The organism is Pseudomonas sp. P4_D7, from assembly GCF_056401755.1.
This window is the reverse complement of the sequence record NZ_JBFUIR010000051.1, coordinates 1-18,451: the sequence shown is the minus strand read 5'-3', so window position 1 is coordinate 18,451 and position 18,451 is coordinate 1. Positions and strand designations below refer to the sequence as shown.

The window sequence follows — 18,451 nt, the reverse complement described above, 5'->3', positions numbered from 1 at the left end:
CGTACTATCACGACTCAAATAAATAAAAACCCGCCAGAACAAGGAAGTTCACATGGCCACCCTGATACGTAAAGCGTCATTGGAAACTGCAGAAATCACCGACGCCGTCGTCATCGCCGACATGCGTTTCGAGAGCAATGAACATCATCTTTCGACCATTGACTTCAAACCCGAAACTGATGAAACAACCAGCATCAAAGTAAAAAGCAAAGTCGATCAATTGAAAATAGTCGACTCCGTATTCGGCCCGCTGCAAATCGGCAATATTTCAATAACACGAGTGTCACTTGATGCCTTGGGCGCAACGTTTGACAGCCAGCCACTGAGCGGCAAAAGCACCTTTTTCCGGGTACCCAAGCGATCTTTCATCAACGCGTTGCAGTTCAGTGCTGTCGACATTGAACACCATATGAAATCGTCAACAGGCAAGGACAGTTATTTGTTGACGACACTGCTTTTCGAAATGGCCAGCGAACGCCCACTGACGGCCCCTCATCTGATAAGAGAAAGTTCGCAAGTCTCTACAGACGAAGGTAACTACCGTAGCAAATTGGTAAAACTGCTGGATTCTGCACAGAAACTGGATCTGTATCACGCAAACCTGCCCAAACATAATCCTCGCTGGGTGTCCCTGGCGAAAAGTTACGCCGCGCTCGGTTCGAGTGTCGGCATTCAAGCTTTCGGCATATTCATGGGTTTACGCGGTGTGGTGGATGCTATCAAAGCAAACAACACCACCGAAGTCGCCATCAACAGCTTGGGTATTGGTACGGAAGTGGGTTCCATTGTTGTTGACATCGCCGTCAGCAAAATTGCGTCGAATATGCTCTCGGCCGGGCAAGGCGCCCTGATGGATTTTGCCAAAACCCGGTTTGCCCTGAGGCTGGGTCGCTCCGGCGGTTTGATCGGCGGCGCACTGACATTGCCGTTCGATATCTTCACTGCTGTCAGATCGATCAATGCCGCTGAAAATGCCGTCGGAAAAGAAGCCATGGACCATTACGTGAGCGCTGGATTGAGTATTACCAGCGCCGCCATGACGGTCATCCTCGGTGCGGCGGCGTTGGCAGGCTTTTCATTTGCAGGCCCGGTCGGGCTTGCAGCTGGAGCAATCCTGGCCATCGGATCGCAAATTTATGGCGCGGTACGCGTGGTCGACGACATTGATGACTACATCGAACTGACGCTGGACGAGCGCTGGCGCACAGGCTGGTTTTCGTTCTGCATGATGGACCCTGACCAGGCCGTGCAAAATCGCTATCTGCTGGCAAAAACCAGGCTCCAACACGCGAAACAATTGAAAGAAACAGCCAGAAAACTGTTGGATGGGCAACTAAAGGACACAACTGAAGCCATCGTTAATGGCAAGTTTGAAGTCCACCTCAAACCCTCCCGAGTGCGCAAGCGTAACTGGTGGACCAAACGAGACAGTTGGGAAACGATCCAGGTTCCCGAGATCAAGGGAGGCGATGACATCATTGACGCCCGCAACGGGGTTTCCAAGGATACGCCTGGTGCAGAGTTGGGTACGGTTGGCGAAAACAAGGGCATTCTCTGGTTCATCAGCGAGGGCCAGGACTCAATCAAGGGCGTTGAGAACAAACCCAACAGCTTTCACTACCGATCGGGAAAAAAACAGCTGACCGGGGGTGAGAAAGACGACCGCTTCGTGTTCGAGGGTGCAGGGGATCTGCTTGTACAGGATGCCCAGATTTCTGAGTATTCAACACTGAAAGGCGGCGCAGGCAACGACACGCTTGTTCTGGCTGGAAGCAATTACACCCGCCGCACCGATAGAAAAGGCTATGACGTCGATCTGCTGGCCCAAACCCTGCAGGTAATCGCAACCGATCCGTCTGCCGAAGAGGGTGAAAAATATACTCTCCACAGCCTTCTGGAAAGTATCGAGAATGTTGAAACGGTCAGCGGGGCCATCAGTGTTGTGACCGGTTCGGATAAACGCAACATCATTAATTCGCGCGGCCAGGACACCATCAATGCGGGGCCCGGAAATGATCAAATCCATCTGACGTATCCCGGAGCAACAGCCTCGGGTGAGGCTGGCATTGACGAATACATCATTGACCACAAACCAGGCCGTATTGCCATCATCGAAGACGGCACAGAAGAAAGTATTGTTCTGCTCAACTGGAAATACGAACTGATCGAAAGCTGGGCAATCGAGAATGGCGCGCTGATCATCAGTTCCCGATTCGCATTTGCGGACGACCCGAAAAGTGTCGTGATCATTCAAGGCCTGTATAAGAAAGACGCAAACAACTTCGTATTGCAGAATAATAAATTCACGTTCATGACCGGCGACGGCTACTCGTTAAAACTGCCTGACGCCCCCGACCTGCCCGACAGCATCGAAAATGGCCACAACCTCGAAATCGAAGTCGTCGTTGTAAAAAAAGGAACACCCGAAAGACCCCTTATCCTCCACGCTCCCGAGTGCCTGATCGATCATCAGCGTGATGCGAGTTACTACCTGCCAAGGTCCAGGAAAAACACGACACTCCGGTTGGTGAAACGTGCTGAAGCGGTGGTTCGTCTGCATCTTGATTACGACATCAGCGAACTGACACAGGTTGAAGCGCACTTTACCTCGGGAGAGAAGAAGTCAAATGGAGAACTTTTTGCGGGATGCGACCTGATTTATCACTTCGGCCAAAACACACTGAAATTTGGCTTGTTCGCCTATGCGGAAGGTGGATTTGACCCCAGAAACATGATCAGGATCTTGCGAACCATGGCCGCACGTCCCAACTACCGGGTCGTGCTCATTTTTAAAGGTGGCGTCACGGTCAATTTGCAGCTGACACCGGAAACCGATGTTTGCCCCCTTGAAAGCCATAATCCGAATGATTTTGATACTTGGACGACGCAGCTCTCACTACCACTGCCACGGCGCACAGATCAGACGCCTTTTGAGTTACCTGAAACCAAACCCTTCAAATTCGACAGGGCGGGATGCGGTTCGCTTTTTTCCTACCCCGAGCAAACCTCGATCCAGAATCTTGAAGGTACTGGTTCCACCTACCTGATTCATCTGGTTGCCGATATAGCGATCAGATTGTCTACCCCGGGAGCACTCGCGAACGCCCCTGCCAGACTGCCTTACTCTTCCACCTGGGACCTCGACGCGACGAAACTCGGCAAGGTCGAGATCAGGCTGGAAAATAACCAGCTGCACATCGGCACCTGCATTATTCATTTGCCCGAGTACGAAAGCGAAGACCTGATCGATCAGGTCCGTGTCATTACCGAGAAAGGGGTTGTCCATACCGTCGATCTTTCTTTCGACAGGGTTTACCTGGATGGTCTGGATGCCCGCTTCTTTGAAGACCCCGACTCGGCAAAAGACTTGCCCGAGGCCCTTGCAGCAATGGCCAATCAAGAGATCAAAGTGAGAAACATCGTGCTCGCCGACAATCGTCACGAGGCACTGAGTTACAACTTTCCCGCACACGGCTGGATCCTGCGCAGAGACAAATCTCGCGTTGAATACTCAGCACTGCAAGTGGTCAATCGGTGCAGCCATCAAGACCTCACCCTCTTTGCACAGCCGCCGTTGATGACTGTTCCCCCTGCTTGACGCGCCACACACCCGTCAAAAACCGATAACCACGTGCGCACTCCGAAGTGCAGTAACCGAACATCTCCACAGGATGCGGACGAGTGCGCCTGAAAAATGCGCTGAGGCACTTACGTGCCCGCGCATCATCACTCAACGAGTAACTTCACATGGCCAAACCACCCAAAAAAGTTCCTGTGACAGTGGCAGCAGATACCCCTGTTACAACCAGACCTGCACAGCCAGGCTCGGGGACTCGCGTCACTGCAAACCTGCCTGACCCAGCGCTGCCGGGCGTCGACGCGACCACGGGACCTCCCGGTATCGCCACCACTCGCCCGCCCGCCGTCATCGTCAGTGATATGCCCGATACCTACCGTGCCGCCCGCAGTGCAATCGCCTGGCCACAGGATCGATTGCACGAGCTGATACCAAGCGGAGAAAACACGGGTCTGTTCACCGGCCCGGATCAACGAACCTACGCGCAAATCGGCAACGAAGGCCGGTTTGTCGTCGAACGGGATCTGCAAGGCAACTATTACGTTCCGCTGACCTTTGCACCGGGTGTTCCCGGCCCGGTACTGACCAGGATTGAAGGCCAGGCCAGCTGGCACATCCAGCGCCCCGGCTGGCAATCAACACAGTCTCGCCCCGACACCCCTGCCACGCCACCGTCCCTCTCCTACCTTGCGCCCGATGACGCAAAAACACTGACCAGAGCAGAACTCTCAACGGGGGGACTCCGATACAACAAACTCAAACATACCTTCGTCGATACCGCAGACGGCACAGTCATGGTTCGGAAAAACCAGCAAGGTGAATATCAACTGACCTCGACTACAAACAGAGACTTGCCCGATGTATTTTTTCAACAGATTCCCGGAACGGTGCTCTGGCGCCGCAAGCATCCGCACTTGCCAACCCCCGACCATCCCGCTGCAGGCAGGTCGCGGCCAATGGCCGAAGCAGACAAACCGCAACCCGGCCCAAGCAAACGCGCGCGGGTCAACGTCCCCGAACAACCACTAGCACCAACAACCTTCGACGCCAKCGCTCCAGCCGAGCAGACACCGTTTTTCTGGCTACCCTGGGGCCATCTGAACAAACCCGCGCAGGTGGAGTCGGTGCAGCTCGGCTGGTTTCATTATCCGGTGGTGCCGAAGGGTTCCACCCCTAACCCCAAAGTCTTCTTTGTGCAACATCCTGACTTTGTGCCAACACACTTCGATGCGTTTGAACAAATGCTCCGTACGGCGCCCTCGATGCAGCCTGTTGCAACATTTCGCATCGGTAACGATCCGGGAGAAATACACCCTGGAAAACGTTTCTTCGATGAACCGATCTCGCAGTCGGTAGCCAAGACATTCCCTGATTTCTCTGATGACACGGCACGGGCCGTCGCCAGAAGGCTGTTCGAACTCGCGGACAACACACCGACGATTACCGGCACCGGGCTGGTCAACATTCAGGCAGTCCTGCATCAGTGGAAACAACGGCCATTTCCCAGCGCACCTGCGTATGCCGACCCGCTGAACATGCTGGCAGTGGCACCCGCCATCGATTTCAACGGAAAAAAACTCATCCGCATACCCTCCCAGGTCGACGGCGAACTGCAACGACTCAGCTTCGATCCCAAGCATTTTCCCGTCGAGTGGAACCACTACAAAACCTACCCGACCGATCTGAACCTCAGACGCCTGCTTGGCGCCCTGTTGGTTCGCAGCGGCTATGACATATTTCCCCTGACATACGAACACCGCATGCCAACGCTGGTATTCAGGCGCGGAACCAGTGAGCGGATTTATTTCATGAAACTGGGTGTGGTGGATCATGTCGGCCTGTCCCACACCCCGGGCAATGAACTGGCAGAACCCAGCCTGCCGGCCAGGATAGGCAACGAGGCGTTTCACGCCCTGGCCACCGCGACCATGGAAAACAAAGTGGTCTGGCTCATCGGGGGCGTATTGAAGGTTGAGTCGACTCCGGATTCGGTGTTCGTGCTCAGGGAGCGCTGAGATCCCGCTACGACTCGCACCGGCCCTGCCGGCGCGAGTCGGCATGACTTTCGAACGCCTCGAAACACCCTGCAGCACTTACCCTCATCGCCATACATATATACCGCACGCCGTGGCGAGTTTTTGCCGAACATCACGCCTTTGAAGCCAATGGGTCGGGCAAACACGATGCCGCGCAATTGCACATCGAATCCGCTTCCCGAATATCCGGCCGCATCACTGATCAGCGATTCATCGGAGCAAGTCCATGGCAAAACCACCCAGGAAAATTCCTCGCACGGCGTCACCGGAGCCGTCTGGCCGGGCAACCAATCCTTTACCTGTTCCACTGGCAGCACTTCCCGGTGAACCGGGTCATTCCACTCCCCACACCGAAGCCACTTCATCACACGCATTGCCAGAAGCGCCCGCCGACCGCCCCAGCGTCATCGTCGGTCGTCCGTTTACCCGGCATCGCCAATTGAGCGAAGCGCGAACCTCTGACTGGGTGAGGCAGCAATCCATCGAAACCGGACCGTCTGCGCTGGCCGGTGCTTCCAGCAGCGAAAGGCCAGCGCATCCGGTCTATATCGACCCCGAATCGGCCACCCGACTGAAGCTGCAACCAGGCACTGAAGAAGGGTTTCGCTACGACAAACGCAAGAAACCCTACGTCGAAATGCTCGGCGGCATAGTCATGGTGAGCAAAACTGCGGAAGGCTGGCGACAGACACATGCCGGGGAATCAACCCCGACGGGACAAAGAGTGGAACAGATTCCGGGGACAAAACTCTGGCGTGAAATCGACACGCCGCAGCAAGGCGACCCAGCCGTAATCAATCCACTGTCCACCGAAATGCCCGATGCCGTACCCGGCCCGAGCAAGCGCCAACGCCTGGACGAACAGAGCCATGTTGCGACCGGTACCAGCACGCTGGTCGAACATCTGTTAGCTCAGCCGGGCGTCGCCCTGGATCTTTCCGCCGGTCAGTGGAGAAACTGGGGGAAGTCCACAAAACCCGATTCAGGCGAGTCGATAGAGATCGACGGGCAACACTTTCGGATCGTCACGCAAGGTGTCAGTGCCGATACCGAACTGGTCTATTTGCAACACCCGGGATTTGCACCGGACCGCTATGACGCGTTCGAAAACATGCTGCGTCACGAGCCTTCGCGCCAACCGAAATGGGCACTGAAACGCGAAGGCCAATGGAAGGTTCTGGACAACGCTCCACCGTTCGAAATGTCCGCCACTCAATATGTTTCCGCCGCCTGCAACTATCTGTCCGAGCAGGCGACCAGCAACCTCGCGCGGGCGGTATTCGATCGGCTTTCACTGCCTCAGGGCATCAACGCCCATGGACTTTCGGCGATGGCGCTGACCTTCCGCCATTGGCTGGACAGGGTAAATCACGAGCCCCCGCTACACGGACTGGCGGACCCTTTGATGATGCTGCCAAAACTGCCGACATCGCCCGGCCATCTGGCAGGCGGCCACTTGCTCACACTGCCTGCGCACAACTCAGCCGTATTACAGCGCCTGGATTTCGACCCACAACGGTTTCCTCAGGAGTGGGCCTCCTATGCAGCAGCGCCGACGCCAGGAAACCTGCGCGGATTGATGGCGACCATCCTGCAACACAACGGCTACAGCATTAATCCGACCACGCACCGACTCAGTGAAGGTGCATTGATTTTTTACCGCCCAGGCGTTGCCGCTCTATTCGTGTTGAAGCTGCCACCCATCGCTGGCAATCAGGTTACTCGCACCACACCCGCAGGTACCGAACTCATCGACCCCGCCTATCTGACGAGGCTCAGCGTGTCGCAAAAACAGATGCTGGAGAGCCAGTTGGCTCACACCGAAGTTATCCATCTGGTGGGGGGTATACAACCCATATCCGCTGATTACCCGACGCTGTTCATTGTGAGAGAGGGCTGAGCCGCTGCTGAACGCCTGAACGGTACGTCCGCAAGTCCGGACACCTGCACACCCACAATCCAAATCAAGAGATTCAGTTAATGGTCAAACCACCAAAGCGTGTGGCCGGTGTTATTGCGCCTGACACACGCCCAAATGCCGCTGGCATTGTCCCCAGAATCCCCGGCGAAACCACGCAATCCTCTGCAGACCTGCCGAGCAATTCCGGGCGTCAACAGCCAGTGCAGGTCCACGAGGCATCTGCCGTCTACCCCGTGTCGGTAGCGGCCGCTCTGCGCGCCATCAGCTGGCCTGCCGATCAAGTGCACCTGCTACAACGGCTGGATCCCGACAGCGGATTGTTCACCAGCCCGGAGGGAAAACTGTACGCCCATGTTGAAAATGCGGGGCATCTGCTGGTCGAAATCCATCACGATGGCCGCTTCCGGATTCCCTTCAACTTCACTCCGCATCTGGCGGGTCCTTTCCTGATCAAAACCGAGCGCCAGCCAGTCTGGACCTTCGAACGACCCAGTTGGCTGGCGCACAACCCAGACAATGACGGGCCAGCTGCAGCCGCTGAACGTAACCCCGGGGAACGGCCGATCTACCTCGCCCCCGATGCCGCCGCCCTGCTCTCCCCCCGCCTGCAAACACTGGACGGCGTTCGCTACGACAAGCACCGAAAAACCTATATCGATACCGCAGAAGGAACCGTCATGGTGCGTAAAAACGCCAACGGTCACTATCAGCAGACCTCCGCGACGGCGCGCGAAGTATCCGCTCTATTGTTCGAACAGGTTCCCGGGACGCGACTGTGGCGCCGCAAGACCGGGCCAACCGATTTGCCTGCACAACGCCCGCCGCAGGACAAACGCAAAACCTCGACCGAGACGTCGGACCCCATGGCCGGCCCCAGCAAACGCCCGCATCAGGAAGAAGGGACAGACGCCACCCGGGCGCTGACCGAAAGCCTGCTCTCGGACAACCCTGACGCGATCAACTTGAGTTTCGGTTTATGGCGAAACTGGGGACACCGTGTCCGACCAGCGTTGGGTCAGCATATCGAGATCGACGGGCAGTATTACCGGGTGATGCAACAAGACCTGAATGCCAACCCGCGACTGGTCTACCTGCAGCATCCGTTGTTCTCGCCCGCCCTGTATGACGCTTTCGAATACATGCTGCGGGACAACCCGTCGCTGCAGCCAAAGTGGGCGGTTAAACAAAACCACCAATGGACGGTCCTCGACAGTGTCGTGCCCTTCGAAATGCCGATCACCCGGTACATCGCCAGAACCTTCAAGTACTTGTCGGATCAATCCGTCAATTCACTCGCCCGGGCCATGTTCAATCAGGCAAACCGATCGGAAATCATCATTGCCCCTGGTCTGGCGCTGATGAACCAGGTGTTTGGTTACTGGGCCAACAGGGATCGGCGCAGAGCACCGAATCGGAAGCTGGCCGACCCGCTCCTCATGTTGCGCCCTCTGTCCGGACCGGAACCCACCCTGGCGATTCCTGCTTCGCTGGGTGAAGGCCTGATGCGCCTGGATTTTGATCCCGGGCGCTTCTCTCGCCACTGGAACGAGTACGCCACGATGCCCACTGCGGCCAATCTGCGCAGGCTGTTCAAGCAGATTCTGGAGGATGACGGTTACGTGGTAAGCAACCCGACAAACACGCTTGCGGAAAACGAATTGTTGTTTCACCGCGAGAAAATCGATCACGTGTTCGTACTGAAACTGCCACCTCTTAACGACGGGCGCCTGCAGCGATTTCGGCCTGAGCGTTTTGAGAACAATGAAGTCGTGCTGCAAACATCCAGCAGCGAATCAAAGCCTTTGTCGACTTACCGCACAGAAAAAAAGATCAGCTACCTGCTCGGCGGCACCCAGACAGATGTTCTGGGGCAGACAACGCTGTTCATTTTCAAAGACCAATGACCGCGCAGGACAGTCAACCAAAAAACATGAACAGCTTAGAGATACTTCAAATGACCAAACCCACAAAGACTACAGTCCGCCCTGCTTCGCCCGACACTTCGGCGATCAACAGATCTGCCGCTGGCAATGGCAGCCTCAAAAACACTCAGGGTTCTGACATTTTTGCGCCAGGTACGAAACAACTGCCCGACACTTCCACTGCCGGTACGTCTGGCAGCGAAATGGCAGGCGCCCCACGCGTGGTGGTGAGTTACATAACGGATCCGCTGCTCACCGAAACCAATGCCAGACTGGCCGAGATATCCCTGCCGGTATTACAAGCCGCTCTTCTACAGCCGCACAATTCCGTCGACGGGTTATTCGTGGCCCCGGGCGGCCAGATTTACGCGCACCTGGAAGACGGCCGGCATTACCGGGTTGAACTCAACACCGCCGGTCACTACCAGATTCCCTGGCCCGCGGCTCCGGGCGTGACACCACCCATTCTGAAAAAAATCCACGGCCAGTCACGTTGGCGCATCGAGGCACAGTGGTACGCGGCTCACTCCAGACAGAGGAGTCTGTCTGCGCAGCCACGGACTGCCGAACCACTACAAGCAATCATCCTCGTCGACCCGCACCTGGCGACCCTTCTCCCTGCCGCGCGGGAGTCCCTGGACGGTATTCGCAAAGGGCCGCGTGGGAAAACCTATGTCGATATCGCCGAAGGAACCGTCCTGGTTCGCAGGAACGAACAAGGCGAATACAAACTGGCTTCAGCAACAACGATCAATGTGCCGGATATAGCGTTCGAGCAGATTCCCGGGCAATTCGTCTGGCGCCGTAAATTGCAGACGACTACAGATACACAACAAGCTCCACAAGCAGGCAGTTCCCGTGCCCTGCCCCGGTCAGAAAAGCCCGGCCCGAGCCCAAGTAAACGCCCTCGACTGCCGGAAGACAGTGATCCTCTCAATCCCTTCGTACTCATGGGCATCAGTGAATTATGGAAAGGCTGGGGAACCACGACGAAACCGTCAGCCGGCGACTCCATCGAAATCGGCGGCAAGCACTTTGCGATACTTGACCAGCCGAGCCACGCCATTGACGCCTTTGCCTTCATCAAGCCGCCACAGTTTTCTGCTACTCGTTTCGATGCTTTCGAACAGTTGCTGCTGAGCAATCCTGAGTTGCAACCCAGGGCGGCGGTGAAGTGGGAGGGCAATACGGGGCATGACAGTCAGGCATGGAGAATCGTGGAGAGTCGGCCATTTGAGAAAAGCCTGACTCAATATGTCAGCGATCAGTTCCCCTATCTTTCCGATCACTCTGCAAGTAAAGCCGCACGGGAGATGTTCAATCGAGCCAGTCACTCCGAGAAAATGACAGGGTCCGGGATCAGTGCATTGTTCGAGACGTTCAAGTACTGGGAAAATCGCTCTATTTTCACGGGCGATAACAGAGTCGCTCGTCAAGACTTGAGCGACCCGCTGATGCTCCTCTCGCCGCTTGCGACTGACGTAAATGGCTACATGCGTATGCCGCTACCTTCCGCTGAAGGTCTGCGAAGAATCGACTTCAACCCGAAACTGTTCTCCGGCTCGCAACTCCAAAGGGGTCGCCGAACAACGCGAACACTGTTCAAAGATCTTCTTAGCGCACACGGCTACTCCATTGCCCATGATTTCGGCGCCAACCAGGGGAATGCCTTATTGATCAAGCGAACGGGGGTTGATCCTGTTTTCATCCTGTTCATGGACAGGATTCAAAACAACACTGTTTTTCTCCCTGATCCAGTTGCCTGGCTGAAGAAAAGAGTCTTTGTCGACAACATGGACGTACAGGTCAAAGACGAGTTGATGGTGCATTTGCACACCAACAGAATCGTTTTTTTGCTGGGCACCAACGAGCCTCTCCCCACTCACGAACATAACCTTATTGTCACCCGACACAGCTGAATGAGCTCCGGAGTTCTCTGCAGCACAGGCGGGCAGATTACTCAGGCATAAAAAAGCCCGCAGTGTGAGCGGGCGAAAGACCAAAGAAGCTATATGCGCAGTCGCTTCCCGGTGGGGGGCAGCTGCTTGGGGGTCAGCTGCCCCGGTACGTGGAATAGCTGTAAGGCGAAATCAGCAATGGCACGTGGTAGTGATCCTGTTCGGCAGAGATGCCGAAGCGCAGTACAACCACGTCCAGAAATGCCGGCTCCGGCAACTGAACGCCGCGGGCGCGGTAGTAATCGCCAGCGTGGAACTGAACCTGATAAACCCCGGTACGATAATCATCGCCTTGCAGCAGCGGCGCATCGACCCGGCCATCGCTGTTGGTTATCGCACTGGCGACCAATTCCAGGTGCGAACCTTCAACGCGGTACAGCTCGACCTTGATCGAACTGCCCGGGCAACCGTGTGCAGCGTCCAAAACGTGTGTTGTCAAACGTCCCATTGATTCTGCGCGCCTGCCTGCGTGGAAGCAGTCAGACCTCGCGCCTCCCGAAGTCAGATAAAAAGGAGACCGCACCGATTCGGAGCACGAAAAGCTGCGGCGAGCGACTGATTAAGACACTTTTCAAAAAAATTGTACACAATAAAAACGACATTTTTCACACCACCCCCGCCAATCGGGGGTTTCCCCGCGTTCTGCCAGCAACACGCCTATACATTGCACCTCCTATCCATTAACTGACTGGTCAGGCAGGTTTCTTGCAGGCTCACGCCAATACCAGGAAAAGATGACAGTCGGCGAAAAATGCGAAAATTCAGGCTTACAAATTGCGAATAAAGTTGTATACAATCAGCCCATCGCTGTGACGCCAGCCTGCCAGGCCGCCACACCCATCTGTCAACGAATAAGAAGGAAGACTGCAGTGAGCGCTGACTACCCACGCGACCTGATCGGTTACGGCAGTAACCCTCCTCACCCACACTGGCCGGGCAATGCCCGCATCGCTCTGTCGTTCGTACTCAATTACGAAGAAGGCGGCGAGCGCAATATCCTGCACGGCGACAAAGAATCCGAAGCCTTCCTCTCCGAAATGGTTGCCGCCCAGCCGCTGCAAGGCGCGCGTAACATGAGCATGGAATCGCTTTACGAGTATGGCAGCCGCGCCGGCGTCTGGCGGATTCTGAAACTGTTCAAGGAATTCGACATTCCGTTGACCATCTTCGCCGTGGCCATGGCCGCTCAGCGCCACCCGGATGTGATCCGTGCGATGGTTGATGCCGGCCACGAGATCTGCAGCCACGGCTACCGCTGGATCGACTATCAGTACATGGACGAAGCGCAGGAGCGTGAGCACATGCTCGAAGCGATCCGCGTCCTCACCGAAATCACCGGCGAGCGCCCACTGGGCTGGTACACCGGCCGCACTGGCCCGAACACCCGTCGCCTGGTCATGGAAGAAGGTGGTTTCCTCTACGACTGCGACACTTACGACGATGACCTGCCCTACTGGGAACCGAACAACCCGACCGGCAAGCCGCATCTGGTGATCCCGTACACCCTCGACACCAACGACATGCGCTTCACCCAGGTGCAAGGTTTCAACAAGGGTGACGACTTCTTCGAATACCTCAAAGACGCGTTCGACGTGCTTTACGCCGAAGGTGCCGAAGCGCCGAAGATGCTCTCGATCGGTCTGCACTGCCGCCTGATCGGCCGTCCGGGTCGCCTCGCTTCGCTCAAACGCTTTATCGAATACGCCAAAAGTCATGAACAGGTGTGGTTCAGCCGTCGCGTCGACATCGCGCGTCACTGGCACGAAACCCACCCGTACCAAGAGGCCGCGAAATGAGCCGCTTTCAAACCCTGCAACCGTCGACCCTGAGCCGCGACGCTTTCGTCAACGCCTTCGCCGACATCTACGAACATTCGCCATGGGTGGCCGAGAAGGCCTACGACCTGGGTGCGGACGCTTCGATCGACGAGATCGAAACCCTGCACCAGCGCATGAGCGACATCCTGTTGAGCGCTGATCACGCCAGTCAGCTGGCACTGATCAACGCTCACCCGGACCTGGCCGGCAAAGCGGCCGTCCAGGGCCAACTGACCGAAGCCAGCACCAATGAACAGGCTGGCGCCGGTATTCACCAATGCACGGCCGAAGAGTTCCAGCGCTTCACCGAGCTGAACGACGCCTACAAAGCCAAGTTCAAGTTTCCCTTCATCATGGCGGTAAAAGGCAGCAACCGGCATCAGATCCTCGCGGCGTTCGAAACGCGCATTCACAACTCGCAAGACACCGAGTTCAAATGCGCGCTGGCGGAGATCAACAAGATCGCCCTGTTCCGTTTACTGACTCTTTAGCAAGCCTGACCCGAGTACATCAAACGCGGAGAGTACCCAGGGTCCTGCAAGCATCCCCAGCCACTTTTTTAAAGGCAGACAAGAAGAATGAAAGCTTACGCCGTACCTTTCGAAAAATTCGTCAACCTGGCCGATGCCCGTCTGGGCACCAAAATCATTTCGGTCACCGATGACTGGTTCGCAGACGCCAATCGTCTGTTCCAACCGACCCCGGCCGTATGGAAGGAGGGCGTGTTCGATGACAACGGCAAGTGGATGGACGGCTGGGAATCACGCCGCAAGCGCTTCGAAGGCTTCGACAGCGCCGTAATCCGTCTGGGCGTACCGGGCTCGATCAAAGGCGTGGACATCGATACTTCATTCTTCACCGGCAACTTCCCGCCATCGGCCTCTCTGGAAGCGTGCTTCCTGGCGTCGGGCGAGCCTGATGAAAACACCCAGTGGACTGAAGTGCTGTCGGCCGTCGAGCTGCAGGGCAACAGCCACCACTACCACGAAATCAGCAACGACCAAGCGTTCAGCCACCTGCGCTTCAACATCTACCCGGACGGCGGTGTCGCCCGTCTGCGCGTGTACGGCATTCCGTTCCGCGATTGGTCCGCTGTGGGTGACAACGAGCAAGTCGATCTGGCAGCAGCCCTCAATGGTGGCCGCGCCCTCGCCTGCTCCGACGAACACTTCGGCCGCATGAGCAACATCCTCAACCCGGGCCGTGGCATCAACATGGGCGACGGCTGGGAAACTGCACGCCGTCGTACGCCAGGCAATGACTGGGTCATCGTCGCGCTGGGTCACCCGGGCGAGATCGAGAAGATCGTCGTCGACACCCTGCACTTCAAAGGCAACTACCCGGACACTTGCTCGATCCAGGGCGCGTTCGTCAAAGGTGGTACTGACAGCCAGATCGAAACCCAGTCGCTGTTCTGGCGTGAACTGCTGCCAAGCCAGAAGCTGGAAATGCACGCCGAACACACCTTCGTCGAGCAGATCAAGGCGCTGGGCCCGATCACCCACATCCGCCTTAACGTGTTCCCGGATGGTGGTGTGAGTCGCCTGCGCGTTCTCGGCAAGGTCGCTAAATAAGGTTGAACCCATTCGCGAGCAGGTCGAATCGTCGCACCGTCGCTCCCACATTTGCAATGCATTCCCCTGTGGGAGCGAGCCTGCTCGCGAAAGCGTCAGAACAGTCAACACAGAATTCGGATAAGAAGAACAGCATGCGCACACTAACGATTGAACCGCTGAGCAAAGAAGCCTTCGCCCCTTTCGGTGACGTGATCGAAACCGACGGCAGCGATCACTTCATGATCAACAACGGTTCGACCATGCGCTTCCATAAACTGGCGACGGTCGAAACCGCTCAGCCTGAGGACAACGCGATCATCAGCATCTTCCGCGCCGACGCGCAGGACATGCCGCTGACCGTTTGCATGCTGGAACGCCATCCGCTGGGCAGCCAGGCTTTCATTCCGCTGCTCGGCAATCCCTTTCTGATCGTGGTCGCGCCAGTTGGCGATGAACCTGTATCAGGCTTGGTCCGCGCCTTCGTCACCAACGGCAGGCAGGGCATTAATTACCATCGCGGCGTTTGGCACCATCCGGTGCTGACGATCGAAAAGCGGGATGACTTCCTGGTGGTTGATCGCAGTGGCACAGGCAATAACTGCGATGAGCATTTTTTCAAAGAGGATGAGCGTTTGATCCTCGCCCCCCACCAATAAGAGAAGGTCTGATCACTCGACAACAAGAGTGACAGGCGAGAGGTAAAGACTGTGGAAGCACATCTGTTGGAATGGCTGAACCTGAGCGTGCGCTGGGTTCACATGATTACTGGCGTGGCCTGGATCGGCGCGTCGTTCTACTTCGTCTGGCTGGAGAACAACCTCAACCGCGTCAACCCGAAAACCGGCCTGGCCGGTGACCTGTGGGCGATCCACGGTGGCGGTATCTATCACCTGGAAAAATACAAACTGGCCCCGCCGGCGATGCCGGAGAACCTGCACTGGTTCAAATGGGAAGCCTACTTCACCTGGATGTCGGGGATCGCGCTGCTGTGCGTGGTGTTCTACTCCAACCCAACGCTCTACCTGCTGGCTCCGGGCAGCACCCTGAGCGGCCCTGAAGGCGTGGCCATCGGTATCGGCTCGCTATTCCTCGGCTGGTTCATCTACTCCTTCCTGTGCGACTCGGCACTGGGCAAACGCCCTGCTCTGCTCGGCTTCATTCTGTTCGTGCTGATCATCGGCGCAGCGTATGGCTTCAGCAAAGTGTTCAGCGGTCGTGGTGCGTACCTGCACGTCGGCGCGATCATCGGCACCATCATGGTCGGTAACGTGTTCCGCATCATCATGCCGGCGCAGCGTGCACTGGTTGCCGCAATTGCCGAGAACCGCACGCCGGATCCGGCGCTGCCAGCCAAAGGCTTGCTGCGTTCGCGTCACAACAACTACTTCACCCTGCCGGTGCTGTTCATCATGATCAGCAACCACTTCCCGAGCACCTATGGCAGCCAGTACAACTGGTTGATCCTCGCCGGGATCGCGGTGTTGGCGGTGTTGGTGCGTCACTACTTCAACACCCGTCACGACAGCCACAAGTTTGCCTGGACTCTGCCGGTTGCAGCGGTGGGCATGATCACCCTGGCGTACGTCACCGGCCCAACGCCGATGTCGACCGCACCGGAAGTGGCCAAGGCACCAACCAAAATCGAGTACCAACCGCTGCCGGAAACGGCATTGGGCGGTGGCGCGAAACCGGCTGAAGCGGCGGCACCTGCTGCACCTGCTGCACCCGCAGCCCCTGCAGCAGCACCGGCGCAAGCCTCCAACACAGGCCCGGCCTTCGACAAAGTGCACAACGTGATTCAGGAACGTTGCGCGGTTTGCCACTCGGCCAAACCGACCAGCCCGTTGTTCAGTGCGGCGCCTGCCGGTGTGATGTTCGACACCCCAGAGCAAATTCGCCAGAACGCGGCGCGCATCCAGGCGCAAGCCATCACCACGCAGATCATGCCGCTGGGCAACATCACGCAGATGACCCAGCAGGAACGTGACCTGATCGGTGCATGGATCGCCCAGGGAGCACAGACCAACTAAGCAACAAAGCTTCGCGAGCAAGCTCGCTCCCACAGAGATCGCGCATTTCCTGTGGGAGCGAGCCTGCTCGCGAATCGCCTTAACGCGGTTTTACCTGATGCAAAGAAACAGCTGTGAGCAACCCGGCAGCTGTTCAATCACAAGAATAAAAAGATCCGAGGTGTTGCATGTCCGAGCTGTCCAAAGCGCGCATCCCCGACGCACCCGCCATTCAGCGATTGCCCCTTTTGCAACTGATCCTGGTCGGTTTGCAACATGTTCTGCTGATGTACGGTGGTGCCATCGCGGTGCCGCTGATCATTGGACAGGCCGCTGGCCTGAGTCGTGAAGAAATTGCCTTCCTGATCAACGCCGACCTGCTGGTCGCCGGTATCGCCACCATCGTGCAATCCATGGGCATAGGCCCGATGGGCATTCGCATGCCGGTGATGATGGGCGCCAGTTTTGCTGCAGTCGGCAGCATGGTCGCCATGGCCGGCATGCCCGGTATCGGCCTGCAAGGCATCTTCGGTGCGACGATCGCTGCCGGTTTCTTCGGCATGCTCATCGCGCCGTTCATGTCCAAGGTCGTGCGCTTTTTCCCGCCGCTGGTGACCGGCACGGTCATCACCTCGATCGGTTTGTCGCTGTTCCCCGTGGCCGTAAACTGGGCCGGCGGCGGCGCCGCTGCTGCGCAATTCGGCTCACCGATTTATCTGGCCATCGCCGCTCTGGTTTTGGGCACCATCCTGCTGATCCACCGCTTCATGCGCGGTTTCTGGGTCAACATTTCCGTGTTGATCGGCATGTGTTTCGGCTACCTGCTGTGCGGTGCCATCGGCATGGTCGACCTGAGCGGCATGGCCAGCGCGCCATGGGTTCAGTTCGTCACTCCGCTGCATTTCGGCATRCCGAAATTCGAACTGGCACCGATTCTGTCGATGTGCCTGGTAGTGGTGATCATCTTTGTTGAATCCACCGGGATGTTCCTCGCGCTGGGCAAGATCACCGGCCAGGAAGTCTGCCCGCGCATGCTGCGTCGCGGCTTGCTGTGTGATGCCGGCGCCTCGTTTGTCGCTGGTTTCTTCAACACCTTCACCCACTCCTCGTTCGCGCAGAACATCGGCCTGGTGCAGATGACCGGCGTGCGCTGCCGCTCGGTAACCATCGTTGCCGGTGGCTTGCTGATCGTGTTGAGCCTGCTGCCGAAAGCGGCATTTCTGGTGGCGTCGATTCCGCCGGCGGTGCTCGGCGGCGCAGCGATTGCGATGTTCGGCATGGTCGCCGCGACCGGAATCAAGATTCTCCAGGAAGCCGACATCGGTGACCGGCGCAACCAGTTGCTGGTCGCGGTGAGCATTGGCATGGGCCTGATCCCGGTGGTGCGTCCGGAGTTTTTTGCGCATTTGCCGATGTGGATGAGCCCGATTACCCACAGCGGCATCGCCATGGCAACGCTCAGTGCGCTGACGCTGAACCTGCTGTTCAACATTCTCGGCGGCAAAGAGCGCGCGGCGATCAATGACTGCCACGCGCATTAACAGCATTACTGATTATCCCTGTGGGAGCGAGCTTGCTCGCGAAGAGGCCATGTCAGTCAACATCACTGTTGAATGACACACCGCTTTCGCGAGCAAGCTCGCTCCCACAGGGAC

The 18,451-nt window shown here is 57.1% G+C and carries 12 protein-coding genes; 11 read left to right on the top strand and 1 reads right to left on the bottom strand.

Annotation, left to right across the window (positions count from 1 at the left end):
• Positions 1-52 precede the first annotated feature (52 nt).
• The 5 genes from AC1DVF_RS24430 to AC1DVF_RS24410 all read left to right on the top strand — a co-directional run bounded on the left by AC1DVF_RS24430 (position 53) and on the right by AC1DVF_RS24410 (position 11,375).
• Entirely contained in the window at positions 53-3,598 is a 3,546-nt protein-coding gene (locus AC1DVF_RS24430) for a calcium-binding protein (protein WP_477783276.1), read from the top strand.
• 149 nt (positions 3,599-3,747) lie between these two features.
• Positions 3,748-5,592 carry a hypothetical protein gene (locus AC1DVF_RS24425; protein WP_477783275.1) on the top strand — a complete coding sequence of 615 codons (1,845 nt, stop codon included), beginning with the start codon at positions 3,748-3,750 and terminating at the stop codon, positions 5,590-5,592.
• Between the two features lie 247 nt (positions 5,593-5,839).
• Entirely contained in the window at positions 5,840-7,513 is a 1,674-nt protein-coding gene (locus AC1DVF_RS24420) for a hypothetical protein (RefSeq protein ID WP_477783274.1), read from the top strand.
• 80 nt (positions 7,514-7,593) lie between these two features.
• Positions 7,594-9,438, top strand: coding sequence for a response regulator (locus AC1DVF_RS24415; RefSeq protein WP_477783273.1), 1,845 nt, complete (start codon positions 7,594-7,596; stop codon positions 9,436-9,438).
• Between the two features lie 50 nt (positions 9,439-9,488).
• Entirely contained in the window at positions 9,489-11,375 is a 1,887-nt protein-coding gene (locus AC1DVF_RS24410) for a hypothetical protein (protein WP_477783272.1), read from the top strand.
• 133 nt (positions 11,376-11,508) lie between these two features.
• Here AC1DVF_RS24410 and uraH read toward each other — a convergent pair whose 3' ends face one another.
• The gene (uraH, locus tag AC1DVF_RS24405) at positions 11,509-11,862 is read right to left on the bottom strand and encodes a hydroxyisourate hydrolase (protein ID WP_003223171.1); all 354 of its coding nucleotides are present in this window, start codon (positions 11,860-11,862) and stop codon (positions 11,509-11,511) included.
• Between the two features lie 421 nt (positions 11,863-12,283).
• On the opposite strand from uraH, the gene puuE reads away from it, so the two are divergent.
• The 6 genes from puuE to AC1DVF_RS24375 all read left to right on the top strand — a co-directional run bounded on the left by puuE (position 12,284) and on the right by AC1DVF_RS24375 (position 18,337).
• On the top strand, positions 12,284-13,210 hold the full coding sequence (puuE, locus tag AC1DVF_RS24400) for an allantoinase PuuE (RefSeq protein WP_093441662.1): 927 nt from the start codon (positions 12,284-12,286) through the stop codon (positions 13,208-13,210).
• Positions 13,207-13,722, top strand: coding sequence for a 2-oxo-4-hydroxy-4-carboxy-5-ureidoimidazoline decarboxylase (gene uraD, locus AC1DVF_RS24395; protein WP_064391195.1), 516 nt, complete (start codon positions 13,207-13,209; stop codon positions 13,720-13,722). Before puuE ends, uraD begins: the two co-directional genes overlap by 4 nt.
• Positions 13,723-13,809: 87 nt before the next feature.
• Positions 13,810-14,805 (top strand): allantoicase, encoded by a 996-nt coding sequence (gene alc, locus AC1DVF_RS24390; protein ID WP_007913974.1) that lies wholly within the window; start codon positions 13,810-13,812, stop codon positions 14,803-14,805.
• 134 nt (positions 14,806-14,939) lie between these two features.
• Positions 14,940-15,443 (top strand): ureidoglycolate lyase, encoded by a 504-nt coding sequence (locus tag AC1DVF_RS24385; protein ID WP_034151759.1) that lies wholly within the window; start codon positions 14,940-14,942, stop codon positions 15,441-15,443.
• A gap of 51 nt (positions 15,444-15,494) precedes the next feature.
• A complete protein-coding gene (locus AC1DVF_RS24380) occupies positions 15,495-16,817 on the top strand; it encodes a urate hydroxylase PuuD (RefSeq protein ID WP_320337254.1) in 1,323 nt (440 codons plus the stop codon).
• Between the two features lie 167 nt (positions 16,818-16,984).
• Positions 16,985-18,337: a nucleobase:cation symporter-2 family protein gene (locus AC1DVF_RS24375; protein WP_477783271.1), complete on the top strand. Its 1,353-nt coding sequence runs from the start codon at positions 16,985-16,987 to the stop codon at positions 18,335-18,337.
• Positions 18,338-18,451 lie beyond the last annotated feature (114 nt).